We start from the raw sequence: 22,485 nt of genomic DNA, 5'->3' as shown, positions 1-22,485 counted from the left end.
TTTTTGCCGGCGATAGCGCCGTCCTTAAGACGTTGGGGCAGTCTGAACAGCGCAACCTCAATGCGTGGCTTCTGCCAGCAGTAGCGCAGCCAGGTCCGCCGGACGGTCGAGCATGATGGAGTGTCCGCATGGAATAGCGTGGACCTTCCACCGGGAGGCGTCCTTCAATCGGGCATACGTGTCGACAAACCAGTCTCCTCCGTTGTCGCTCGCGAATACATAGGTGCGATTGGCAACGGGGGCCGAATCCACTCCTGCCCGAACGCCTTGAATGAACGTGGCCAGCGGCTGCGGCCCTGACATGCTGTCGACCCACGCGGCGTCCGCATTGTTCACATTGAATATGGCGGCTGGAATAGGCGGAATCATTCCGTCGTTTTGGCCCGCCTGCGCAAGGAAGGCCAGCGCGGTCTCGGCGCCGGTGATATCGACAAGTGACTGCCCATCGGCTGGCGCATAGGCGTCAAGATAGAAGAGCGTGCGGATGCGCTCCCCGATTTCATGCGCTACGCCAGTGATGACCAGGCCGCCATACGAGTGACCGCACAAGATTGCGTCGGTGATGTCCTCGTACTTGAAGACGTTGACAACATCCTGAATGTGCGTGTCCAGGTTGATCGCCCGGTCAGCCAGGTGAGAGCGTTCCCCGAGGCCGGTCAGCGTGGGAGTGTAGACATCATGTCCCGCCTCGCGAAGCTTGCGGGCGACTCTCGCGTACACCCAGCCGCCCTGAAAAGCACCATGAACAAGAACGAATTTCGCCATGACTATTTGTTCCTCGATTTTTTCGATAAAGAATTTGCGGAGCCTTTGCGAGCGATTCACTGCACCCCGTCTTCATTACGAAGACGGGTGGAGATCGGCCACTGGCTGAGCGCGACTCCCGAAACGCAGATAATGGCGCCCAAAATCAGCGTAGGGGTAATGGGTTCATGCCTGAAAGCGACGCCAGCGCCAATCGCGAAGAATGATTGAAGCAAGGCGTAGGGGGCTACCCGAGCCATCGAGAATCGGGCTATAAGCCAGAACCAGATGGTAAATGCGGCGATACCGCCGAGTATCACGGTAAAGGCGAAAGCCAGCCACTCAGAACTCGACGCCCGCTGAAGCGCCTCGATCTGCCCACCCTCCACGATCATCGAAAGTCCAAGCAGCTGGAATGCCGTGAAGAACGACAGCCAGGCGAAGAGCTTCACCGGGTCGAAAGGGCCGAATTTCCTGGCCAGTACGTTGCCCATAGCCAATCCGAAGGCAGACGCGATCAAAAACAAAGTCGGAATGGTCGAGATCTTCAAGCCCGGATCTGCGATTGAAAGGACTACACCACATAGCGCTAAGCCGACGCCGATCACCATTCGGGCAGAGGATTTTTCTCCGAGCATTGGCCAGGCAAGCATCAGGGTGAACGGGGTCCACAGCTGGTTGGCAATCCCGGCAATTCCGACCGGCGATTGCGTCAACCCTATGTAGGAACACGCGAAATTTACCCCTCCCATGAAGCAGGAAATAAGGAAGATCGGCCAAATCTCGGGGCCCCGAATTCGTGCCACGAAGGGTATGAGAATCGCGGCAATCACGGCAAATCGCAGGCCAGCGAAGAATAGCGGTGGCAACACCGTGAGCCCCGCTTTTACGACCGCAAACTGAAATCCCCACAGCAAGGGAACAAGCAGGGCCGCTGCTATATGGATAGCTTCCATTGATATCTAAACCAATCAGTCTAAAAAAAGATGCAGGAATGCATCGCGTCCCATCGTCAGCGGTTAACCTGCCAGGCTGCGGATAAGTGTCTGCACGGCATCCTTTGCCCTGTCGGATTCGATTCCTGTTTTGCGAACGACACGCAGCCCTTCGAGAAAGCAAACAAGCACGTGAGCCGCCGCCTCAGGGCTAACGTTCCTGCCCAGATCGCCTTCTTTCTGGGCGCGCTTCAACGCGTTGGCCAACCGGGTTTCCATTGCCCTGAAAAAATAGGCGATCCGGTTTGAAACCTCGTGGTCATGTGCCGCCAATTCCATGGCTGTAGCCACAACCAGGCAGCCTCGCTTGCCGGCAGCACCATTGGTACGCTCGACATAGCCGTCCATACACGCCTTTAGCCCCGCCAGGGCTTTCTGGCCCGACGCAAGCTCGAAGTCGAGACGCTTGAGTGCCTGCACGATGTAGTGATCGAGGGCGAGCAGGAAAAGACCGTGTTTGTCGCCGAAGGCTGCGTACAGGCTCCCTCGGGAAAGCCCGGTCGCTTGCATGAGGTCCGGCAAAGACGTGCCTTGATAACCGAGCGTCCAGAAGACCTGCATTGCACGCTCGATAGTGTGGTCGACGTCGAACTCGCGGGGACGTCCTCGCTGCCGGTCGGTGATGGTGTTTACGTTGCGCATTGTCAATTTATAAACCGGGCAGTCCAGAAAAGTCAATAACGCTTTGTAAGATCATGAAAAAGCCCATCGATCCTTAGAACGCATCACGGCGCACAGGTCTCCGCGGCACGAATCATTGCCCGGAGGCTCGTCTGCACATCGGCGTCGGTGGTGGCCCAACTGGAGACGCTGATTCGCATGGCGACGCGGCCCTGCCATACTGTGCCGCCACACCAGCAAATCCCCTCGGCTTGAAGACGGTTAATCACGGCCCGCGTCATCTCCGGCGTACCAAATGAGACGAGCACCTGGTTGAGTGCGACATGATTCAGGATTTCATAGCCACTGGCCTCGAGACCTTGGGCGAACATTCCGGCATAACGGCAAGTACGTTCGACTAGCGCCGCAACGCCATCTCTACCGAGATTGAGAAGCGCGGCCCAGATATCCACGCCACGCGCCCGCCGTGACGATTCCGGCGTGTAGTGCGACGGTTCCCGCTCAGTCGCATCACCCTCTGCCAGGTATGCGGCGTTCAACGACATTGCCGCACGCAGAGTGGCAGCTCTGCGCACCAGAACGATGCCATTGTCATACGGGACGTTGAGCCATTTATGCCCATCCGTCGCCCAGGAGTCGGCTTCGGCGAAGCCATCCGTCAGGGTGTCGAACTGACGGTTTGCAAGCGCCCATAGGCCGAATGCACCATCGACATGGACCCAGGCCCCGGCTTTCCTCGCAAGTCGGCATATTTCACGCGCAGGATCGAAGTCGCCGGTATTCACGTTGCCTGCCTGGATGCACACGATGGTTTGCTCATCGAGTTCCGGAAGCTCGCTGACTCGCATCCGGCCCTGGTGATCCGTCGGCACGACGATGACCCGCTCGCGTCCGAGTCCTAACATCGACAATGCCTTGGACACGGTAACGTGAGTCTCTTTACTGACAACTACCCGGAGTTCCGGAGCGCCGTAGAGTCCCTTCGCCTCCACGTCCCAGCCCAGGCGGGATAGCAGAGCGTGGCGTGCTGCCGCCAGCGCCGCGAAGTTCGCCATCGAGGCACCTGTAACGAAGGCTCCTCCAATGTCGTCCGGCAAGCCGAACAGATCGCCGATCCAGCGTAACGCAACGTCTTCGAGCGTTGCCGCAATTGGCGAAGTCCACCGAAAGCATGCGTTCTGATCCCAGGCAGTCGTAAGCCAGTTCGCAGCGATGGTTGCAGGCAGCGCGCCGCCGATGACCAAACCGAAGTACCGTCCGCCTGTTGTCGCGACGGTAGCAGGTGACCCAGCCTCGTCGAGGCGGCGCAACACTTCACGTGCATCCAGCCCGGCGTCTGGCAGTGAGTGCCGGAATGCATTCAGGCCTTGCAATGCCTGGGTAGAAACGTTGACGGGCCTGTCATGCACAGACTGAACATAAGCGAGCGCACGTTGACCGGCGTCCTGCAGCAACTCAGCTGTCGGCGTCAGGCCGGCTGCTTTTACACTTTCGTCGAGTTTCATATGGTTCGTCCCGGAGGTTTCGTTAAATGCAGGTACTGCGCCGCGTGCTCATTGGAGCTGGTGCCGATGACGGCCTCTTCGTTTTCGGGCGTGCCAGCAGCAGCGAGTTCACCCTCCCATTTTGCAACGACGGCGGTCGCGATACTGTTGCCCAGCACGTTGGTCGCCGTGCGCCCCATATCCAGAATCTGGTCGATGCCCATGACGAGCAGCAAGCCAGCTTCCGGCAAGTGGAACATCGGGAGAATTGCGGCCACGACCACCAGCGAGCCGCGTGGTACGGCAGCCATGCCCTTGCTGCTGACCATGAGGATGAGAAGCATCGTTATCTGGATGCCGATGGGCATATCTACGCCAAACGCCTGCGCAATGAAGATGGCCGCGAACGCCTGGTAGACCATGGAGCCGTCCAGGTTGAACGAATAGCCGAGCGGTAGAACGAAGCCGACGAGGCGCTTTCGTACGCCAAATTCCTGCAGGACTTCGGTCAGCTTCGGGTAGGCGGCTTCGCTGCTGGCAGTGGAGAAGGCAATGATCATCGGTTCGCGGATGCTCCTGAACAGTTGACCCATGCGGCAACCGAGGGCCGCGCGGCCCGCGAAATACAGCGCGCCCCACAGAGTGAACAGGGCAACGTAGAACCATCCGATGAGCTTGCCGTACGTAAAGATGATTCCCAGACCTTGTGAGGTGACCGCGCCCGCGATTGCGGCGAAAACGCCGACAGGTGCGAAGAGCATGACCGCATTCGTCGCGCGAAGCATGACGTCCATGAGACCGTCGATCGAGCGCTTGAGGAACTCACCGGGCAGACCGGGAACTTTGCCAAGTGCGATGCCGAAGAACAGCGAGAACACCAGGATCTGCATGATCTGGTTGTTTGCCATTGCTTCGATAACGCTGCTTGGAAACATGTGGGTCAGAAAGTCCTTGAAGTTCAGCGCGCTCGTTTGCAGGTTGGGGTGAACATCCGCTGCAGGTAGCGGCAGATTCAGATGTGCGCCGGGTCGCGCGATATTGACGAACAGCAGTCCAATGGTGAGAGAGATCAGCGACGCGACGACGAACCATCCAATCGTTTTCGCGCCGATGCGACCAATCGACTTGCCGCTATCCATGCTCGAAATGCCGGAGACGAGCGTAGCGAAGACTAGTGGCGCGATAATCATTTTGACCAGTCGAAGAAAGATGCCCGTCACCACGCCAAAGTCGGCGGCGATGGCTTTTGCGGTTGCTTCATTTCCCGCATACCGGTTGCAGGCGTATCCGACAAGGACCCCCAGTACCATACCGAACATAATCCAATGGGCGAGTTTTAGTCTTTTCATGATGACGTCTCCTCTGCTGGTTTTCAGGCCGCAGTGGCCAAGGCGACGCCTTCCACTTCGACGGCGGCGCCGTAATGGAGGGAAGTCGATTGCGCAACGGCTCGCGCTGGCCTATGGGTGCCAATCCATTCCGCGTAGAGTTTGTTGAAAGCCGGCCAATTTTTAATATCCGAAACGAACACCCGGACCTGAACCAGCCGATTGCGAGTAGTACCCACGGCGTTTAGGCAGGCATCGACATTGCGGAGGACCTGGCCGACTTGCGCTTCGAACGGTTCGTCACTCAAGGGCTTTCCTGCCGAATCAATGGGCAATTGTCCGGAGACGAAGACGAACCCGTTCGCGACGCAAACGTGCGAGTAGTGACCAGCGGGGGGCGGCATAGCAGGCGCGTTCGAACAAGTAATGGTCGAAGTGTGAGATTCGGTGGACATTTCGAAATCCTGGATGAAGCGAGCCACACGAAACCGCGTACTCGCTGCTGACAGATACCAGATGGATGTCTGGACTCGTGAAGGCTTACCAGCCGTAGAAACGCGGCCAGGCTTCAGTGGAACCGTCGGTATTCACCGCCTGATATTCGGGATGCTGCGCGCCGGTGGCGCAGGCGTGATTGGGCAAGATGCGCAGCCGCGTGCCAATCGGCAACGTCTCCGCGATATTGGCGTCGGGGCTGGAGACGCGGGCAACGATGCCGTGTTCCTGGTTTGCTCCGCTGACCAGATAGTCGCCGAGCACTCGCCCGTCTTCAGTGCAAACCTGCCCGTAGCCGAAGTCGTGAGCCTGTTTTTGCGTGCCGCGGTCCCGGCTCAGTGCCATCCAGCCCGCATCGACGATTGCCCAGCCCTTGTCCTCCTGGTGGCCGATTACCGTGGTCAGCACAGAGAGTGCGATATTTTCGATATCACAAACACCGACGTTGTGCATGACGAGGTCGAACATCACGTAAACGCCGGCGCGAACCTCGGTGACGCCTTCAAGACGTTCCGCGGAGAGTGCGGTCGGCGTAGAGCCGATACTGACGACGGGGCAGGGAAGGCCGGCGGCACGAAGGCGTTCTGCCGCGCGCACGGTACGGCTGCGCTCCTGCTCCGCAATTTGCACGAGCGCGGCACGTGTACTGTACTCGTAGCTCGAGCCAGCGTGTGCGAGGACCCCACCGAGAGTCATACCACCCGCGACCAGTGTCCGGCCCACCTCGACCAGCAGATCATCATCGGGCTGTATGCCTGACCGATGTCCGTCGACATCGATTTCCACCCAGACTTCGAAGCGCTCATCATGTTCGCGCCCAAAATCGGCAACAGCGCGTGCGACCTGAAGGCTATCGACGACAATCTTCAGGTCACAGCCTCGTTGGCGCAGCGCAAGCGCTTGCGGGAGTTTCGTCGGCACCATGCCGACCGCGTAGACGATGTCGCGAACGCCGCTGGCAAAAAGCTGCTCCGCTTCCTTGAGCGTCGAAACGGTGATGCCGCAAGCGCCCGCTGCGACTTGTGCATCTACGACCTGCTTGCATTTTGTCGTTTTGACGTGGGGGCGAAATCTGACTCCGAGCTTGTCGAGTCGCGCTTGCATGTTGTCGATGTTGTGGCGCATTCGAGCCACATCGATCAGGGCGGCAGGGGTGTTCAGGGTGTCAATGCTCATGTTGCTGTCTCACAGTGGGGCCTATGTGACAACTATATGCGCAGTGCGTTCTCCGTTGTTTAACGAACGGATAATGCGGAATTAAGCACAGATAAATCCGTGACAATTATCCGCGGCTTCTCCATGGCGCTGGGTTAAGGAAGGCCCTCGCGGTCTCCAGAAAGATGCGCTGTCTGATGGACATGCCCGTTCGTGAGGGCAGCAGCGCTGTTACCGGAGCAGGGGGTAGATTCCAGTCCGGCAGCAAGCGGACGAGTTTTCCGGTCGCGAGCAAGGGGGCGACATCCCACTCGGAACGCTCGACAATGCCGAGCCCGGCCAATGCCCAATCGGTAATCACCGTCCCGTCGTTTGCGGACAACTTGCCAGACACGCGCAGGACCGTGGTCCGCTTTGGGTCGCTCTTCAGGGAAAAGCGCCAGCGGGGCAGGTCTTCATCGTTTTCCCGCAAGCATATACAGTGATAGTTGACCAGATCCGCTGGCTGATTCAATCCCTTGATGCTTTTCGCGTATGCGGGGCTTGCACACAGAAGCCGATCATTCGGTGCGAGTGGATAGCCAACCCAGGATGAGGACTTGAGCTCGCCTATATGTATCACCACGTCCGCACTGGCAGCGTTGACCAATGGACTTTCTGACAGGTGGAGCGACACTTCAAGCCCGGGATGCGACAGGTGGAGTTTTCGCACGATCTGCGATACGTGGATTCGCCCGAATCCGAACGGAGCGACGACGCGCAGAGAGCCCGTTACCTCGCCGTGCTCTCCGGAGATATGTGCCGGCAATGCTTCGACTCGTTCAAGAATTTCAACCGCTTCCTGGTGTAGGCGCTGTCCTTCCTCTGTGAGTGAAATGCCCTTGGCCTTCCGTACGGCGAGGCGGATACGTAGTCGCTCCTCCATCCGCTGCAAACGGATCGTGACCGCAGGGGGAGTGAGATTCAGCAATTGCGCCGCTGAGGCCAGTGAGCGAGAGACGCCCACAGCGCGTATCAGACGTAGGTCGTCCAGATCCAGCATTTGCTGCTCCTTAACGGCAGCGCGATACGCGCCGAATTCGGTGTGGTGGGCGCAAGCATACGATCATGCGGGCGCAATAGAAACCGCTGATGTTTCTCAAGCAGGACCATCGGCCACCCTAGCCGAGCGACGCTGGATCGTTCACTACCTTGTTCTGATATTGCGCACGCAATGATGCGGCGAAAATCGTGTCGATCTCGCGCGGAATGCCCGGGCGGGTGAACAGCGTAACGGGTGGCAACGTCCAGTCGAACGCATAGGGGACAATCGCCACGCCCGCTATTCGTACGAGTTCTTCCGCGATGTCTGCCGGCATGATGGACACGGCGTTCTCGTTCAATGCGACCGTCTCGCCGATCAGCCGCGGCGAAAGACTTTCCACAACAGGAAAGGGCGGTGTAACACCGGCGTGCAGGAACAGATCGGATATCTGGTCGCGCATCGGGGTTTGCGATGCACCGAGAATCCAGTCGAGTTCGGCGAGTTTTCGCCAGTTCATTGCGCTGCGTGAGAGTCTGGCGGCGAGGCGTCGCGAAGCAATCAGACGGGGTTTTTGCTGATGAATTACCTCGAAATGCAGATTGTCGAGATCGACGCTCGACGATGCCCGTCCGATCACAATGTCGAGCGTATGGTCGCGCAATTGGGACATTAGTCCTTCGCTCGTGTCTTCGTGGATGGAAAAAGTGAGCCGCTGCGAAATCTGCGACTGCGTATGACGGATTGCCGACGCCAGAGTCTTTCCCGAAATGAAGGAAATCACGCCAATGTGAAACCGCGTCGCGTGGCCCGAGATCAGTGCGCCGACATCGGATGCGAGGTGGTCGAGATCGTGCAGCATCGACTCAGCGCGCGCGAGGACGGTGGTGCCGAGCGGCGTCGGAATCATGCCGCGCGAGGAACGCTCGAACAGCGAGCCACCGAACATATCTTCCAGTTCAGCGAGGGCATTCGTGATGGCTGGCTGACTGCTTGCCATGTGCTCGGCTACGCGAGTAAGAGAGCCATGCTGCCGTATCTGCAGCAGCAACATGAGATGGCGCATCTTCAGGCGTGCGCCCAGGCGCCTTATCACTTCGTCCGTGTTGAATGACACGATAGTGGGAATCCAGACATAACCAAAAGGTGATGCCCCGATAATAAAACAAAATAAGCCCCGAATGCCTCGTTCCTAGAATGTCTCCAATGACGATCAGCCGGGATGGTCCCGGTGTACACATAGGAGCACGGCACATATGGACAGGACCGAACGCGAGGCAGCCCTGCAGTATCACGAGTTTCCTACGCGGGGGAAGATATCGGTGAGCGCAAGCAAACCGCTCGTCACGCAGCGCGATCTCGCACTCGCCTACACGCCCGGAGTGGCGGTCGCATGCGAGGAAATCGCGGCGGACCCACGCGAGGCCTTCCGTTATACAAGCCGAGGAAACCTGGTCGGCGTGATCACCAACGGCTCGGCGGTGCTGGGTCTCGGCAATATCGGTGCGCTTGCCTCCAAGCCGGTGATGGAGGGCAAGGCCGTCCTGTTCAAGAAGTTCGCGGGCATTGACGTCTTCGACATCGAAATTACCGAGAGCGATCCCAACAAGCTCGTGGATATCATCGCGAGTCTCGAAGCGACATTTGGCGGCATCAATCTGGAGGACATCAAGGCGCCCGATTGCTTCATCGTCGAGCAAAAGCTGCGCGAACGTATGAAGATTCCCGTTTTTCATGACGATCAGCACGGCACCGCGATCACCGTGTCCGCCGCGTTTCTCAACGGTCTGAAAGTGGTGGGCAAGGACATTTCGAAGGTGAAGGTCGTCACTTCGGGCGCAGGTGCCGCGGCGCTCGCGTGTCTAGAACTGATGGTCGATCTCGGACTGCCGCGCGAAAACGTCTGGGTGACCGACATCGAAGGTGTGGTCTATCAAGGACGCACGGCAGCGATGGACCCCGACAAGGCGCGCTTTGCACAGGCCACTTCGGCGCGGGTGCTGTCCGACGTCATCGAAGGCGCCGACGTATTCCTTGGGCTTTCGGTCGGTGGCGTGCTGAAGGCCGAAATGGTGAAGCAGATGGCGCCACGTCCGCTGATTCTCGCGCTCGCCAATCCGACGCCGGAGATCTTTCCGGAGAAAGTGCGCGAGGCCCGTGATGACGCGGTGATCGCGACGGGCCGATCGGACTATCCGAATCAGGTCAACAATGTCCTGTGCTTTCCCTATGTGTTCCGCGGTGCGCTGGACGTTGGTGCGACCACCATCACGCGGAACATGGAAGTGGCCGCCGTTCACGCAATCGCAGGTCTCGCGCAGGAGGAACCGAACGACTCCGTCGCCGCCGCATATGGTGCGTACGATCTTTCCTTCGGACCGCAATATCTGATTCCCAAGCCGTTCGATTCCCGGCTTATCGTTCGCATCGCACCCGCCGTCGCAAAGGCCGCGATGGAGGACGGCGTGGCTACGCGCCCGATTACTGATTTCGATGCCTACGCGGATCAGCTTCAGCAGTTCGTCTATCACTCCGGCGCGTTCATGAAACCGCTGTTCGCCGCCGCGAAGCAATTCGTGCGCGAGGGTGGCAACTCGCGCATCGTCTTCACGGAGGGCGAAGAGGAGCGTGTTCTGAGGGCGGTTCAGGTGATCGTCGACGAGAAGCTGGCGCGGCCGATTCTTGTTGGCCGGCCGGAAGTGCTGCTGTCGAGAATAGAGAAATTCGGGCTGCGGTTGAAGCTCGGCGAGGACGTCGAGGTCACGAATCCGGAAAACGACGAACGCTTTCACCAATACTGGACGACGTATTGGGAACTGCGATGCCGTGATGGGATTACGAAGGAAATGGCGCGGGTTGAAATGCGCCGCCGCCTGACACTGATCGGTGCCATGATGGTACGACTGGGCGACGCGGACGGGATGATATGTGGCACTGTCGGCGCTTATCACAAGCATCTGCGTTTCATCGACGAAGTGATCGGCAGAAAACACGACGCACAAACTTATGCGGCAATGAATATCCTGCTGCTCGACAAACGCACGCTGGCACTCGTCGACACACACGTCAACGATAACCCCACGGCCGAACAGATTGCGGAGTTCACGATTGCGGCCGCGGCGCAAATGGCATGGTTGAATCTGTCGCCCAAAGTGGCGTTGTTATCGCGTTCGAACTTTGGCTCGGGCAGTTCTGCGTCGGGCGAGAAGATGCGGAACGTACTCGCACTCGCTAGCGAAAAGGCGCCCGACCTCGAGATCGACGGCGAAATGCACGGAGATTGCGCGCTGGATGAGGCGCTGCGTCAGCGCGTTTTACCCACGTCGCGACTGAAGGGCGCCGCCAATCTGCTGGTCTGTCCGAACGTCGATTCGGCAAATATTGCGTATAACCTGCTTAAGACGGAGGCAGGAAGTAATGTCGCTGTGGGGCCGTTCCTGCTAGGCGTCAATGCACCGGTCAACATACTGACGTCCAGTTCGACGGTTCGTCGAATCATCAATATGGCCGCGCTCACGGTGTTGCAGGCAAATCGCGATTAGGTACAAAGCAGCGAGACTTGCAGTGGATGTAAAGTTCGCATCCGGGTGATCAGCAGAAGCGATTGCTTACACATACCCGTATAGAAGGCGCTCAAAATGGAAAGGCGTGGCGACAAAAAACGCGTCATTCAAGGCCACGTTCAACGGGGAGTTGAAGGCGGGCGTTGCCTTGACCGCTCCTCGCGATAGGAAGACCTGTAGGAAGGAACGACTTCACGACAAGGCGCCCGTCGCGACCCCGTGCAATCAAGCGATCGAATGGAAGTCCACCTACTATGACCAAGTCGCTCAAGACAGGATTGACACTTCCCGCCGCGGTGCTTTTGCTCGCCGGCTGTATCGTCGGCGGCATGCCATATACCGGGCCGCATCTCAGCCCCGCAGAGTGCCGCGACCTGGCAGCGCTCAAAACCAACGCGCCTCCTACGATGGCGCAGCACCAGAACGAACTCGCGGCCCTGAGGAAAGCAGGTTACGACCCGTCGCCATGGAATGACGACCCGTACTATCCGGATGATCTGCAAGCGGCCCAGCGCCTGGTCGACTATTGGTTCCAAACGGAGTGTCTGCCGCATTGATTGAAGTTGGCCCGGCGTCTTCGGTGTCCCGTAGTCGGCGCGCGCGCACGCAGACGGCACCATTTGGCCAGGTCGCAGTGCGATGAGCTGACGGCGGACGCGGTTTGTCTTGCGTTGCCCAGCAGCTTTCCTCTGTGCTGAGCCTCCGACTAGACACATGGCACAGTTAAGACGGTGTTTAGATAAACCGCGCCTGCGACGTACAGGACACGAAGAACATCCGACACAGCATCCAGGAGACTGCCGATCAGTTTCGGCGTCTTGCGCAAAAATTCTGGACGCCCAGTCATTCCTCAATACGACATGCGTGCTGATACTAGCACCCACGCCGCTGCAACAACGAACGATCAAGCGCCAATCGAACGTCAACAAAGCATCGGCAATTTTCGTCCGTTTGCGTTGCCAGATCGCCGCGCGGGCACGCTCATCAAGAATTCGCGGCGCTGTCAGATATGCAGCGCGACCCGCGTTCGCGCCTCGCACTTAGGGCCTTTGAGGAGTTCTCTATGTCCACTGTAGATTTCGCTTCCGCATCGATTCCAGACTTCGCCGCCATCAAGGCCCGTCACCAGGTCGCCTGGTCGACAGGCAACTATGCCGTGGTCGGCACCACGTTGCAGATCGTCGGCGAGAACCTCTGCGAAGCGCTGGACCTGCGCGCCGGCAGTCGCGTGCTGGACGTCGCCGCAGGAAACGGCAACGCAACGCTTGCCGCCGCGCGCCGCTGGTGCGACGTGACGTCGACTGACTACGTTGCTTCGCTGCTCGATTCGGGCCGGGCGCGAGCGCAAGCTGAGGGACTGACCGTGCAGTTCCAGGAAGCGGACGCCGAAGCGCTGCCCTTCGCGGATGCCACATTCGACATCGTGATGTCGACCTTCGGCGTGATGTTCACTCCCAACCAGGAAAAAGCCGCAGCTGAACTCGTGCGTGTATGCACGCCTGGCGGACAGATCGGCCTCGCCAACTGGACGCCGGAAAGTTTCATCGGGCAGCTATTCAAGACGATCGGCAAGTACATTCCGCCACCGGCAGGCGTGAAGTCACCAGCGCTCTGGGGCGCGAAGGCGCGCCTGGAAGAGTTGTTCGGCGACAGTGCGCGGAGGATCACGGCGATCAACCGCGATTTCGTGTTCCGCTATCGGTCGCCGGCGCATTTCATCGACGTGTTTCGGACGTTTTATGGGCCGATGAACAAGGCGTTTGCTGCCCTCGATGGTGAGTCGCAGGTGGCGTTTCATCGCGATCTGACGGCATTGATCGAGAACCGTAACCGCTCGAACGACGCGACACTCGTCCTGCCGAGCGAGTATCTCGAAGTCGTGATTGAACGACGCTGAATGCGTGAAGGCGAGGTTGTCGTCAATGCGGCCGAAACCTTACACGCCCCGGTCATCGCGAGCCATCCGCGCCACACAGCGACCCAGCCTCCATGAACGACATGACGACCATGCCCCTAGCGCAACTCTTCTCATCTGCGGCGCCGGTAATTGCACTTCATTGCTCCGGCTCGGGTTCGGCGCAATGGCGAAAGCTCAGCGATGCGCTTGCCTCGGGTCACAAGTTCATCGCCCCTGAGCATTACGGCTGCGAGAGCACGGGCCCGTGGAGCGGCGAGCGCGCCTTCACACTCGCCGACGAGGCAGCGAGAACCGTCGGGATCATCGACGCCTTGCGCGTGAAGGTGCATCTCGTCGGTCACTCTTATGGCGGTGGCGTCGCGTTGCGTGCGGCGCTCGAGCGGCCGGAGCGCGTAGCAAGTCTGACGCTTTACGAACCATCGGCGTTTCATCTGCTCAAGACGATGGGGAGGTACGGGGCGGAGGCGCTTGCCGAGATCATCGCGATTTCGAAACGCACCGCAGATGGCGTGAGTTGTGGCGACTATCGGGGTGCCGCAGCATCATTCGTTGACTACTGGAGCGGACGGGGCGCGTGGGATGCACTGCGTCCGTCGGTTCAGGCCGCGCTCACGCGCTGGGCTCCCAAGGCGCCTCTCGACTTTCGTGCACTGATTGATGAGGGTACGCCCGCAAGCGCATACGCCGCTTTGCGTATTCCGGCGCTAATCATGCGTGGCCAGCACGCGCCCGTTCCGACTCGTGCGATTGCCGAGCGCTTGCCAATGCTGTTGCCAGCAGCGCGTCTCGCCGTGGTCGAGGGCGCGGGACACATGGGACCTGTCACGCATGCCGACAAGGTCAACGCGGCCATCGTGCGCCATATTGCCGAGGTCGACCCGACGATCTGTACCTGCTAACGGAGAGCGTCAGACCGACCACCCGCAGCAATTGCTGTTTTGGCCGAGAGACCGGTTCGATGAAGAACGGCCGTTGCAATCGCGTCAATGCGCGGCGTGCGTATGCGCGCGTCAATTTCTTGGAAAACGTATGAAATCACAAATTGCAGAGGAACAACACCTGCGGTCTTAAGGGAGTCATGTGGAGCAAGAGAAAGAACTTCTGCATTACTCGTAGAGTGTGAATGGAATGAAGATTCACCGTGGATCGTTTAAGACGCGAGAGGAGGATACGCCGCATGTTGGAAGCGGCAAAGGAACTGCATGGCGAAATCGCCCATGCGCAAATACTGGAGAAAGGCAGCATGAACTCAAGCGCCATGACCAGCGCGGACAGAGAACAGGAATATCTGGACGCGAGCGAATCCTACATCACCGCTATCAAACCGACGGCGCAGCAAACGGCAACGTTCTGTGCAGCGACAGCACAGATGCTCGCGGATGATCTGGGCGGCAGGGTGGAGATATCGTTGCCGGAGGGGATTCACATCGTGCGAATGCCGAATACGAAGCAGTACGGCAGTTGAAATCAAGGAGGCGGCGCAAGGAAGAGATACTGTTCTGGCATCAGGGTTCTGACGATGGATGAGTGGTTCTTTGACAGGACAGCAAGCGGATCGTCGTCCCTGCAAAAGCTGGTGAAAACGCTCACCTTAAAGACGGTCGTGCGCCGACATGCAGTGAGCAATTGTTGGTCCGCGTCCATCACTCTTTCGGGCATTGTCCCGTCCCGACGGCCTTCGCCTGAGTGGCATGCTCCGTGCTTTTCCCCGACTGGGTCCGCACACCAGCTGACCACGCCGCCGAAGGAGCACGACGATGAATATGCTGACTATCAAAGACCTGCCGATGAACGAAGACCTCGACCATGCAGCGCTTGCGCGCGTAAGCGGCGGTATCGGCAGGACGCCGCCTCAGATCCAGGCATGGGAACTGTCGGGCAAGCCCGCGACCTGGCAGGGACTCGTGCTCGGCGACGACGGCCAGTTGCATCTGCCGACGCCATAAACCGCCGATGTCTGCATGCTCGCGCCGTTGCAAACCGCGCGGACGCTGCCCGTTCAATGGGCAGCACGACAGGGAAGAGGCTGCCAAAGGTGCGACCCGCCAGGACGAGTCACTCGCAGGTCAGGAGAAGCACTCGATTATCGCGTTATGAACTTTAGCTACGGCCGTATCCCGCAACGAGTTGCCGCGCCATCCAAGCTCAATCGGGTACCCCGGCAACGCCAATGGACACGCCAGTAGCGTCAGCCCCGTCACTGCTGCGATTGTTTCGGCAGCATGTGAGGGGATCGTCGCCACCGCTCGCGTTCCTTTTAGAAGAAAAGGTAACGCGGCAAAATGCGTCGTCGACACTATGACGTCGCGCTTCAACCCGAGAGCCGCCAGTGCCTCGTCAACGATCCCCACGACTCCGCCCGATGACACCAGAACGTGGCCTCTCGACACATATTCGTCGAGCGTCAGGCCTTGGCTTCCACCGTGCACATCGTCTATCAGGCACGCATAGCTTCCCGTGCCAAGCACTTTGTGACTGAGACCCCGAGCGGCAAAGCCACCTGCCGCGATAGCCAAATCCATATCCTGTCTGGCCAATGCATCGCTCACGATCTGGCTGTAGGTTTGCCGGAAAATGATCCTAAGCCCCGGTGCACGGCGTCCTACCATATCGATAATTCGTTGCCCGGCGGCAAGTTCGAAATCATCGGAAAGTCCGATCGCTACGCTGCGGCCATGAAAGGTCGTTGCATCGGGCGAAGCGATAGCCAGGCTTTGCCTGCAGTTGTCCAGCGCACTGCTGATCACGGGCTTGAGTTCGCGCGCACGCGACGTGGGCGCCAGGCCGCGGCCGGTACGTACGAATAGCGTGTCGGAATAGAGCTCACGAAGGCGCTTCAAGGCAGCGCTGACGGCGGACTGGGTCATATCCAGTCGAATCGCAGCCCGGCTGGCCCCTCCCTCCTCAAACAACGCTTCGAAGATCTTCAGCAGGTTCAAATCGATAGTCGAGATATCAAATTTATTCATATCGTTAAGTGCTGATATGTGTTCTCGCGATTCTATCGCGACGGAACAATTGCACTTATCAACTCACCGTGGAGAACCGCATCATGTCCAGATCGAGAGTCGCCGCATTGCAAATCGGCGCGTCCGCTGCAGGCAAGGCGGAGACCTTGCGTCAGATCCTGTCGTTCGAAGAACAGATCCGCGCTTCCGACTCGAAGCTCGTCGTCATGCCTGAGGCGTTACTGGGAGGCTATCCGAAAGGCGAGATCTTCGGCACTCGGCTCGGCTATCGACTGCCGGAAGGGCGCGAAGCTTTTGCACGCTATTTCGACAACGCGATCGACGTCCCCGGGGAGGAGACCGAGGCGCTCGCCGAGCTGTCCAACCGGTGCGGCGCTTCGCTGGTAATCGGCGTCATTGAGCGTGAGCGCAGCACGCTTTACTGCACCGCACTGTTCTTCAATCCGGGGGAAGGGCTGGTCGCCCGGCACCGCAAGCTGATGCCTACCGGAACCGAGCGTCTCATCTGGGGGCAAGGCGACGGTTCAACTCTGCCCGCAGTTCAGAGTTCCGCAGGTGTCGCCGGCGCGGCGATCTGCTGGGAGAATCACATGCCGCTGTTGCGTACGGCCATGTATGCGAAAGGCGTACAGATCTGGTGCGCTCCTACGGTAGACGAGCGTGAGATCTGGCAGTGCTCGATGCGCCACATCGCTCATGAAGGGCGGTGCTTCGTTATCAGCGCCTGCCAGGTGCAGCCGTCGCCGGCGGCACTTGGCATCGACGTGCCGGGCTGGGACAAAGACCGTCCCCTGATCAACGGTGGCAGCCTGCTCGTCGGCCCGCTCGGCGAAGTGCTGGCCGGGCCGTTACGAGGCGAAACGGGGCTCGTGGTGGCGCAGATCGACACGGCCGAACTCACGCGGGCTCGCTACGATTTTGACGTCGTTGGCCACTATTCCCGTCCGGATGTTTTTTCGCTTTCCGTAGACGAGAGGCAAAAGCGTACTGTCGCGTTCACCTCGGAATAACCATCGCGAAAGTCCAGTCAGGCCGGTACCACACGGGGCTCAACACGCAGATCAACCGCTACTCATCAGCCAGATGAACGTAGGGCGGACGCAAAAGTGAATGCCGGGCGGCAGACCGCTGCGCAACGGGTAGCGGTCGCGGCATTGCGCTAGCCTCAGATGCCTGCGGCATCCATGCGGAATCGTCCGTGGCGTCGTAGCACGCGCCGATGGCGAACTGCTCGAGATGCGTGTGCGCCTGCTCAACGACGGCACGCTGCTCGTAAATCTGTCGTCCAATTTCTTACGACAGAGCGACGAGGACGCGGCAAGTTACGGGCTGGCAGTCGCCAGGAAACGGCTCGGTGTGCATGTCCATGCCATCAAGGCCGTAGTGCTGGAGGCGTCGAACAGTCAACAAGGTTGAAGTCACAGAGTACTCCTGCAATAAGAAAGCCAGTCCCGTGCGGTACGGGACTGGCCTCATCGCAGCGAACGGCCTTCAATGCTTCAGGCAAGTGTCGGCGTTCTTCCAGGTGCAGACGTCGAGTCCGGTGTGAATGACTGGAGGCACGGACTTCCCTTCCGCGAGGTCACGCATGACCATCGCGGCGCGGTAGCCCATTTCCTCGGGCCGCTGGCCGACGAGCACATTCACCTTGCGGTCCTTGAGCGCCTGCAGTTCGGGCCCGAGCGTGTCAGCCGAGACGATCACGAATTTGCCATTCTTGATCTTGTCCATGATCGGGGCGACGACCTGCGAAAAGGCCTGCGGAGCAAAGAGCGGCCAGCCGCCCTCCAGCAGAAAGGCGTCGAGACCCGTGGGGTTGGCGGTCAGCGTGTCTTGCATCATCTGGTTCGCCTTCGCGGCGTCGTCGTTCACGTAGAGCGGACAGCCACTGATCTCTTGCCACCCGTTCTCGCCGGCGAGCTTCGTGATGCCCTTCTTCCCGGAAAGCACATCGCGCGCGCCCTGGGCCCGCTGGTTGATGTTCTCCGCAGCCGGATTGCCCATCACGAGGCAGACCTTGCCGCCTTTCGGCATCAGCATCTTCAACTGCTCGCCAAGCTTCGCGCCCAGCTCGTAGTTGTCGGTGCCGACATAGCTCTTGCGCAGTGACGCATCCTTCGGCAGCAGATCGGCATCCGCGGTGATCACTGGCACCGATCCGCCGCGGCGGCGCAGCACCTCCGCCACAGCCGGCGCGTTCGCGGGCGAGATCGCCATGCTCGCGACGCCCTTGGTCAGCAAGTCGTCGATAATCTGCACTTGCGCGCTCTCGTCCGCCGCGGTCGCGGGACCGGTGTAATAGCAGTTGTAGCCTTGCTTGTTGAGTTCCTTGTTCGCCCGTTCGCATCCCTGATGCATGAGGTCGAAGTACGGGTTGTCGAGACCCTTCACGACCAGCGCAAGAGTCTTATCGGCCGCAAAGCCCGGGGACGCCAGCATCGCGAGTCCTCCCGCCGCAGCAAGACACATCAACAGTTTTTTCATTGCTTCCTCCTGTTCGGCGCCGGCTCTGCGGTGCCCATGTCGGCTTACACAGTTTTCATAACGATCCGACTTCAGGCCCGAAATCGGACCCCGGTCGTGGAGCGGACCCTCGCGGTGTTGTGAACCCCTGCGTGCGCCAGTCCCGCGTCTGATCCGACCACACCCGCTTCCCGCGGCACCGGCCCGGAAGTGGCCGGTGCGTCCACAGACAGTCAATCCCCTTGCCGCTCGCCACCGAGCCGGTTGAAGAGCACCGCGACGACAATGAAGCTGCCGACGACCGTGCCCTGCCAGAACGCGTCGACGCCGAGCAGGATCAGACTGTTGCGGATGACCTCGATGAGTGCGGCGCCGACGATCGTGCCGAAGGCGCTGCCAACCCCGCCGATCAGATTGGTCCCGCCGACCACGGTGGCAGCGATCACGCGCAGCTCGTCGCCGGTGCCGAGGCCTGTCGTCACTGCGCCTAGCCAGCCGACTTCGAGAATCGCCGCGACGCCCGCCATCAGGCCACAGAGCACGTAGACGCTACAAACGATACGGCGTACCGGCACGCCGGTGAGGGTCGCCGCATGACGGTTGCCGCCGATCGCGAACACGTAGCGGCCCCAGCGCGTCCAGCCGAACGCGAACCAGAACAACAGCCCAAGCAGGATCAGGAACCACACCGGATTGGCGACGCCGAGCGTCGCGCCGCCGCCGAGCGCGAGAAGTTTGCTCCCGTCGGGGCCGAAATCGAAAATAGTCCGGCTGCGGGAAATCACGAGTGCGAGACTGCGGCCGACGCTCAGCATGGCGAGCGTCACGACGAAAGGCTGCATGCCGAGATACGCGATCAGCAAGCCGTTGACGAGGCCGACCAGCCCGGCGGTCAGTAGGCCCATGCCGATGCCGGCCCAGATCGGGTAGCCCGCGTTCATGACGACCGAGAGCACGATACCGCTGATGCCGATGGTCGAGCCAACCGAAATGTCGATGCCGCCCGTGACGATCACCGCCATCATTCCCAGCGCCACGATGGCGACGAAGGCGAAGTTTCGCGTAACGTTGAAAAGATTCTCGGAGGTCGCGAAGGTCGAGGTCGCAATCGATAGGGCGATACAGGCGACGATCGTTGCCAGCACGACCCAGAACACCTGGCTTGCGAGTAGTCCCGACCAGCGAGTATGCGTCCTCGCGGACTGTGGATCATCGATCAATGGCGGCATTGTGGGAGGCCTTCGCGACGCGTCGTTCAATCTGGGGCTCCGATGCAAGGCAGTTTCAGGCGGCGGCGATGGCGCCGGTGATGAGGCCAGTCACCTCTTCCGGGGAGGACTCTTCGGTCTTCTTGTCCGCGACCTTGCGCCCGCGCCGCATGACAACCACCCGGTGGGCGACCGCGAATACGTCAGGCATGCGGTGGCTGATGAGGATGACGGCGATACCGTGTTCGGACAGGCGTTTGATGAGATCGAGCACCTCGGCGACCTGGCGGACGCTGATCGCGGCGGTCGGCTCGTCCATCAGGACGAGCCTCGCATCAGAGAGTCGCGTGCGGGCGATGGCCACCGCTTGCCGCTGCCCTCCCGACATTTGCCTGACGAGGTCGCGCGGGCGCGTCTCGGACTTCAGTTGCTTGAACAGATCACCCGCACGCCGATACATGGTCGCGTGATCGAGCACGCGGATAGGTCCGAACCCGATCCGCAGTTCGCGACCAAGGAAGACGTTGGCGGCTGCCGTCAGATTGTCGCAAAGCGCGAGGTCCTGATAGACGACCTCGATGCCGCGCGCGCGGGCGTCGATCGGCTTGTTGAAATGCACGGGATTTCCATCGATGAGCATTTCACCGTGCGAAGGCGGAAAGTTGCCGGCGACGATCTTCACCAATGTCGATTTCCCGGCCCCGTTATCGCCCATGAGCCCGACCACCTGGCCTGGCTCCAGGCTGAGCGTCACGTCGATCAGGGCCTGAATGGCGCCGAAATGTCTGGAAACGCCTCTGAGCTCGAGAAGACTCATAGACTGTCGCGTTCGCTGGGGTAGAGGCGCCCACCGCATTGGCTGGGCGGCCAGTAGACATGCGAGGTAGGTAGATGTTTTTTAGTGCACGATGGGGCTTTTAGCAAGGCACTTTAGCCACCTGCCGAACGTGCAGCCGAAGCGGAAGCGTCAGGCCAGCCAAAGTGCGTTCAATTGGATGCCGCGCCCGGATAGCACACAGCGCGTTATCGAACCGACCTTACTTGCGAGCCCCGAACACGTCGCTCATCTGCCGTGCCCGCTTCACTTCATCGCTATGCAGATAGATCGACGTCGTCGACACCGAAGCGTGCCGCAGGTTGTCCCGCACGGTGGTCAGTTCCGCGCCGCGTCCGAGCGCATGCGTCGCGTGGGTGTGGCGCATCCAGTGCGGACTTGCGCACCGCAGCTTCTCTGCCAGCGGCGGATGATCGGCTTCGATACTCTTCGCAGCCGCAAGGAAGAAGCGCCTCAGCACACCCCATAGCCGCACGCTGCTGATTGTCGACCCGCTGTCTGCCTCGAGGCTGCCGATGACCGGCGTTTCCGGGCGCCAGCGCACCGGCGCGATCGGAAGTTCGCGTTCGGCGAGGTAATGGGCGAGGGCGTCCCACGCGAGCGGCGGCAGCGCGACGCGCGCCAGTTTCCTGCCTTTGCCCGTCACGCGCAGCCAGTGATCGCCGCGCGCATCGGTCTCGACGTGTCCGAGCGTGGCGCCGACCAGTTCGCCCGCCCGCAGCCCCGTCGCGTAGCCGAAGTCCAGCAGGAAGCGCAGCCTGTGTGCGGCCGGGGCTGACCAGCCATACGACCACTCGAGTCCATCGGCGATCGTGCGCACGAGCGCCCATTCGCCTTCGGTGAACGCGTGCGAGGTATCGAGCACGTTGGCACCGGAGGCTTCGCGCACCTTCACGCCGGCAAATGGATTGGCGAGCACGTAGCGCTGCTCGATCAGCCAGCGGAACAGCGCGCCCACAATCGACAGCCCATGCGCGACCGAGCGCGCCGACAGGCTGCCGTTGAACGGCCGCCAGTCGGGTGATGTGCGAGGACGCACCGGACCGACCCAGCGTGCGTGAGGCGATGGGTGGCGCAAGAACGTGCGATACGCGATCGCATCTTCCGTTGTGAGCGAGGACAGCGCGCGGCCGCGCTCGACGATCGCCCACAGGATCAGTCGCTCGGCCTCCTTGCGGTAGGTGCGCTGTGTGGCGGGGGACTCCTGCAGGGCAAGCCAGGTCTGCACCGCTTCATAGTCGTTGCCGGCGTCGAGCGCGCAGGTGGCCTTCGGCGCCCGAAATGTCCCCTGGGAGCCGTCAACTTCATGCGGTACCTGCAGCGATTCCCACGGCACGAGTTCGGCGCGGCGGCTCGCGAGCAGGAGCGCCCGCGCCTTTTCCGTGAGGGCGGGCCAGGCCGCGAAGAATGTCTCGATGGCGCGGGCGCTGGCGACGCCGAGGCCGGGCACCGCTTTCCACCACTGGCGGCGACGCGGGATGCGCACGGTCAGATCGGCGAGCGTGCGGATGCCGTCGGCGTGCAGCACACGCACGGCCCGCGGGGCGAGCCACTGCGCGACGTCGTCGGTGATCTGTGGTTCTGGCGGGCGAGCTGTGCGCAGCGCTTCGATCGCGTGCGCGACTGCCTTGGCGTGCCGGGCGCGATCTTCCGCGGGATGATCGAGGAGGGCGGCCAGATCGTCAC

General features: G+C 60.4%; 22 protein-coding genes. 8 read left to right on the top strand and 14 right to left on the bottom strand.

What is annotated here, in order from left to right; all coding sequences use genetic code 11:
- Positions 1-57: 57 nt before the first annotated feature.
- The 9 genes from GCT19_RS04610 to GCT19_RS04570 form a co-directional block, all read right to left on the bottom strand.
- Positions 58-825: an alpha/beta fold hydrolase gene (locus tag GCT19_RS04610; protein WP_321576752.1), complete on the bottom strand. Its 768-nt coding sequence runs from the start codon at positions 823-825 to the stop codon at positions 58-60.
- Positions 822-1,700: a DMT family transporter gene (locus GCT19_RS04605; protein WP_152851156.1), complete on the bottom strand. Its 879-nt coding sequence runs from the start codon at positions 1,698-1,700 to the stop codon at positions 822-824. Before GCT19_RS04605 ends, GCT19_RS04610 begins: the two co-directional genes overlap by 4 nt.
- A 63-nt stretch (positions 1,701-1,763) precedes the next feature.
- Entirely contained in the window at positions 1,764-2,417 is a 654-nt protein-coding gene (locus GCT19_RS04600; protein WP_227749178.1) for a TetR/AcrR family transcriptional regulator, read from the bottom strand.
- Positions 2,418-2,464: 47 nt separating this feature from the next.
- On the bottom strand, positions 2,465-3,865 hold the full coding sequence (locus GCT19_RS04595; RefSeq protein ID WP_152851155.1) for a pyridoxal phosphate-dependent decarboxylase family protein: 1,401 nt from the start codon (positions 3,863-3,865) through the stop codon (positions 2,465-2,467).
- Positions 3,862-5,193 carry a dicarboxylate/amino acid:cation symporter gene (locus GCT19_RS04590; protein ID WP_152851154.1) on the bottom strand — a complete coding sequence of 444 codons (1,332 nt, stop codon included), beginning with the start codon at positions 5,191-5,193 and terminating at the stop codon, positions 3,862-3,864. The genes GCT19_RS04595 and GCT19_RS04590 overlap by 4 nt, the downstream gene beginning before the upstream one ends.
- A gap of 23 nt (positions 5,194-5,216) precedes the next feature.
- The gene (locus tag GCT19_RS04585) at positions 5,217-5,627 is read right to left on the bottom strand and encodes a RidA family protein (RefSeq protein ID WP_026228871.1); all 411 of its coding nucleotides are present in this window, start codon (positions 5,625-5,627) and stop codon (positions 5,217-5,219) included.
- Between the two features lie 85 nt (positions 5,628-5,712).
- Positions 5,713-6,843, bottom strand: coding sequence for a DSD1 family PLP-dependent enzyme (locus GCT19_RS04580; RefSeq protein ID WP_152851153.1), 1,131 nt, complete (start codon positions 6,841-6,843; stop codon positions 5,713-5,715).
- A 106-nt stretch (positions 6,844-6,949) separates the two neighbouring features.
- Positions 6,950-7,864 (bottom strand): LysR family transcriptional regulator, encoded by a 915-nt coding sequence (locus tag GCT19_RS04575; RefSeq protein ID WP_018436361.1) that lies wholly within the window; start codon positions 7,862-7,864, stop codon positions 6,950-6,952.
- Positions 7,865-7,982: 118 nt separating this feature from the next.
- Positions 7,983-8,960 (bottom strand): LysR family transcriptional regulator, encoded by a 978-nt coding sequence (locus tag GCT19_RS04570; RefSeq protein WP_026228873.1) that lies wholly within the window; start codon positions 8,958-8,960, stop codon positions 7,983-7,985.
- Positions 8,961-9,099: 139 nt separating this feature from the next.
- Here GCT19_RS04570 and GCT19_RS04565 point away from each other — a divergent pair, with 139 nt between their 5' ends.
- The 6 genes from GCT19_RS04565 to GCT19_RS04540 all read left to right on the top strand — a co-directional run bounded on the left by GCT19_RS04565 (position 9,100) and on the right by GCT19_RS04540 (position 15,270).
- The gene (locus GCT19_RS04565; protein ID WP_152851152.1) at positions 9,100-11,385 is read left to right on the top strand and encodes an NADP-dependent malic enzyme; all 2,286 of its coding nucleotides are present in this window, start codon (positions 9,100-9,102) and stop codon (positions 11,383-11,385) included.
- 275 nt (positions 11,386-11,660) lie between these two features.
- Positions 11,661-11,963, top strand: a complete 303-nt coding sequence (locus GCT19_RS04560; protein ID WP_013093570.1) for a DUF4148 domain-containing protein — start codon at positions 11,661-11,663, stop codon at positions 11,961-11,963.
- A 506-nt stretch (positions 11,964-12,469) separates the two neighbouring features.
- Complete coding sequence (locus GCT19_RS04555; RefSeq protein ID WP_152851151.1) at positions 12,470-13,303, top strand: class I SAM-dependent methyltransferase; 834 nt, start codon at positions 12,470-12,472, stop codon at positions 13,301-13,303.
- 92 nt (positions 13,304-13,395) lie between these two features.
- Entirely contained in the window at positions 13,396-14,223 is an 828-nt protein-coding gene (locus GCT19_RS04550) for an alpha/beta fold hydrolase (protein WP_152851150.1), read from the top strand.
- A 278-nt stretch (positions 14,224-14,501) separates the two neighbouring features.
- On the top strand, positions 14,502-14,789 hold the full coding sequence (locus GCT19_RS04545) for a hypothetical protein (protein WP_227749177.1): 288 nt from the start codon (positions 14,502-14,504) through the stop codon (positions 14,787-14,789).
- Between the two features lie 292 nt (positions 14,790-15,081).
- Positions 15,082-15,270, top strand: a complete 189-nt coding sequence (locus GCT19_RS04540; protein ID WP_152851149.1) for a hypothetical protein — start codon at positions 15,082-15,084, stop codon at positions 15,268-15,270.
- Between the two features lie 120 nt (positions 15,271-15,390).
- Here the strand turns inward: GCT19_RS04540 and GCT19_RS04535 are convergent, their stop codons facing one another.
- Positions 15,391-16,293, bottom strand: coding sequence for a LysR family transcriptional regulator (locus tag GCT19_RS04535; protein ID WP_152851148.1), 903 nt, complete (start codon positions 16,291-16,293; stop codon positions 15,391-15,393).
- 83 nt (positions 16,294-16,376) lie between these two features.
- Here GCT19_RS04535 and GCT19_RS04530 point away from each other — a divergent pair, with 83 nt between their 5' ends.
- Together GCT19_RS04530 and GCT19_RS42600 are read left to right on the top strand one after the other, a co-directional pair.
- Positions 16,377-17,303, top strand: a complete 927-nt coding sequence (locus tag GCT19_RS04530; RefSeq protein WP_152851383.1) for a carbon-nitrogen hydrolase family protein — start codon at positions 16,377-16,379, stop codon at positions 17,301-17,303.
- A gap of 232 nt (positions 17,304-17,535) precedes the next feature.
- A complete protein-coding gene (locus tag GCT19_RS42600) occupies positions 17,536-17,709 on the top strand; it encodes a hypothetical protein (protein WP_184129399.1) in 174 nt (57 codons plus the stop codon).
- Positions 17,710-17,784: 75 nt separating this feature from the next.
- Here the strand turns inward: GCT19_RS42600 and GCT19_RS04525 are convergent, their stop codons facing one another.
- The 4 genes from GCT19_RS04525 to GCT19_RS04510 all read right to left on the bottom strand — a co-directional run.
- The gene (locus tag GCT19_RS04525) at positions 17,785-18,777 is read right to left on the bottom strand and encodes a sugar-binding protein (RefSeq protein WP_152851147.1); all 993 of its coding nucleotides are present in this window, start codon (positions 18,775-18,777) and stop codon (positions 17,785-17,787) included.
- Between the two features lie 212 nt (positions 18,778-18,989).
- Positions 18,990-19,985, bottom strand: coding sequence for an ABC transporter permease (locus GCT19_RS04520; protein ID WP_026228875.1), 996 nt, complete (start codon positions 19,983-19,985; stop codon positions 18,990-18,992).
- Positions 19,986-20,040: 55 nt separating this feature from the next.
- Complete coding sequence (locus tag GCT19_RS04515) at positions 20,041-20,781, bottom strand: ATP-binding cassette domain-containing protein (RefSeq protein WP_013093563.1); 741 nt, start codon at positions 20,779-20,781, stop codon at positions 20,041-20,043.
- Between the two features lie 220 nt (positions 20,782-21,001).
- On the bottom strand, positions 21,002-22,485 hold a 1,484-nt coding region (locus GCT19_RS04510), incomplete at its 5' end, for a site-specific integrase (RefSeq protein ID WP_152851146.1).

It is taken from the genome of Paraburkholderia atlantica (assembly GCF_009362785.1).
GTDB lineage: Bacteria > Pseudomonadota > Gammaproteobacteria > Burkholderiales > Burkholderiaceae > Paraburkholderia > Paraburkholderia atlantica.
The sequence above is the reverse complement of the archived record's forward strand: the minus strand, read 5'-3'. Positions and strand labels throughout refer to the sequence as shown.

Bases quoted from the DNA above. Each gene is read 5' to 3' on its own strand.
- GCT19_RS04575 (WP_018436361.1), bottom strand. From the start codon at position 7,864: ATGCTGGATCTGGACGACCTACGTCTGATACGCGCTGTGGGCGTCTCT.
- GCT19_RS04540 (WP_152851149.1), top strand. From the start codon at position 15,082: ATGAATATGCTGACTATCAAAGACCTGCCGATGAACGAAGACCTCGAC.
- GCT19_RS04525 (WP_152851147.1), bottom strand. From the start codon at position 18,777: ATGAAAAAACTGTTGATGTGTCTTGCTGCGGCGGGAGGACTCGCGATG.
- GCT19_RS04555 (WP_152851151.1), top strand. From the start codon at position 12,470: ATGTCCACTGTAGATTTCGCTTCCGCATCGATTCCAGACTTCGCCGCC.
- GCT19_RS04520 (WP_026228875.1), bottom strand. From the start codon at position 19,985: ATGCCGCCATTGATCGATGATCCACAGTCCGCGAGGACGCATACTCGC.
- GCT19_RS04580 (WP_152851153.1), bottom strand. From the start codon at position 6,843: ATGAGCATTGACACCCTGAACACCCCTGCCGCCCTGATCGATGTGGCT.
- GCT19_RS04590 (WP_152851154.1), bottom strand. From the start codon at position 5,193: ATGAAAAGACTAAAACTCGCCCATTGGATTATGTTCGGTATGGTACTG.
- GCT19_RS04535 (WP_152851148.1), bottom strand. From the start codon at position 16,293: ATGAATAAATTTGATATCTCGACTATCGATTTGAACCTGCTGAAGATC.
- GCT19_RS04565 (WP_152851152.1), top strand. From the start codon at position 9,100: ATGGACAGGACCGAACGCGAGGCAGCCCTGCAGTATCACGAGTTTCCT.
- GCT19_RS04605 (WP_152851156.1), bottom strand. From the start codon at position 1,700: ATGGAAGCTATCCATATAGCAGCGGCCCTGCTTGTTCCCTTGCTGTGG.
- GCT19_RS04595 (WP_152851155.1), bottom strand. From the start codon at position 3,865: ATGAAACTCGACGAAAGTGTAAAAGCAGCCGGCCTGACGCCGACAGCT.
- GCT19_RS04550 (WP_152851150.1), top strand. From the start codon at position 13,396: ATGAACGACATGACGACCATGCCCCTAGCGCAACTCTTCTCATCTGCG.
- GCT19_RS04560 (WP_013093570.1), top strand. From the start codon at position 11,661: ATGACCAAGTCGCTCAAGACAGGATTGACACTTCCCGCCGCGGTGCTT.
- GCT19_RS04585 (WP_026228871.1), bottom strand. From the start codon at position 5,627: ATGTCCACCGAATCTCACACTTCGACCATTACTTGTTCGAACGCGCCT.
- GCT19_RS04515 (WP_013093563.1), bottom strand. From the start codon at position 20,781: ATGAGTCTTCTCGAGCTCAGAGGCGTTTCCAGACATTTCGGCGCCATT.
- GCT19_RS04530 (WP_152851383.1), top strand. From the start codon at position 16,377: ATGTCCAGATCGAGAGTCGCCGCATTGCAAATCGGCGCGTCCGCTGCA.
- GCT19_RS04545 (WP_227749177.1), top strand. From the start codon at position 14,502: ATGTTGGAAGCGGCAAAGGAACTGCATGGCGAAATCGCCCATGCGCAA.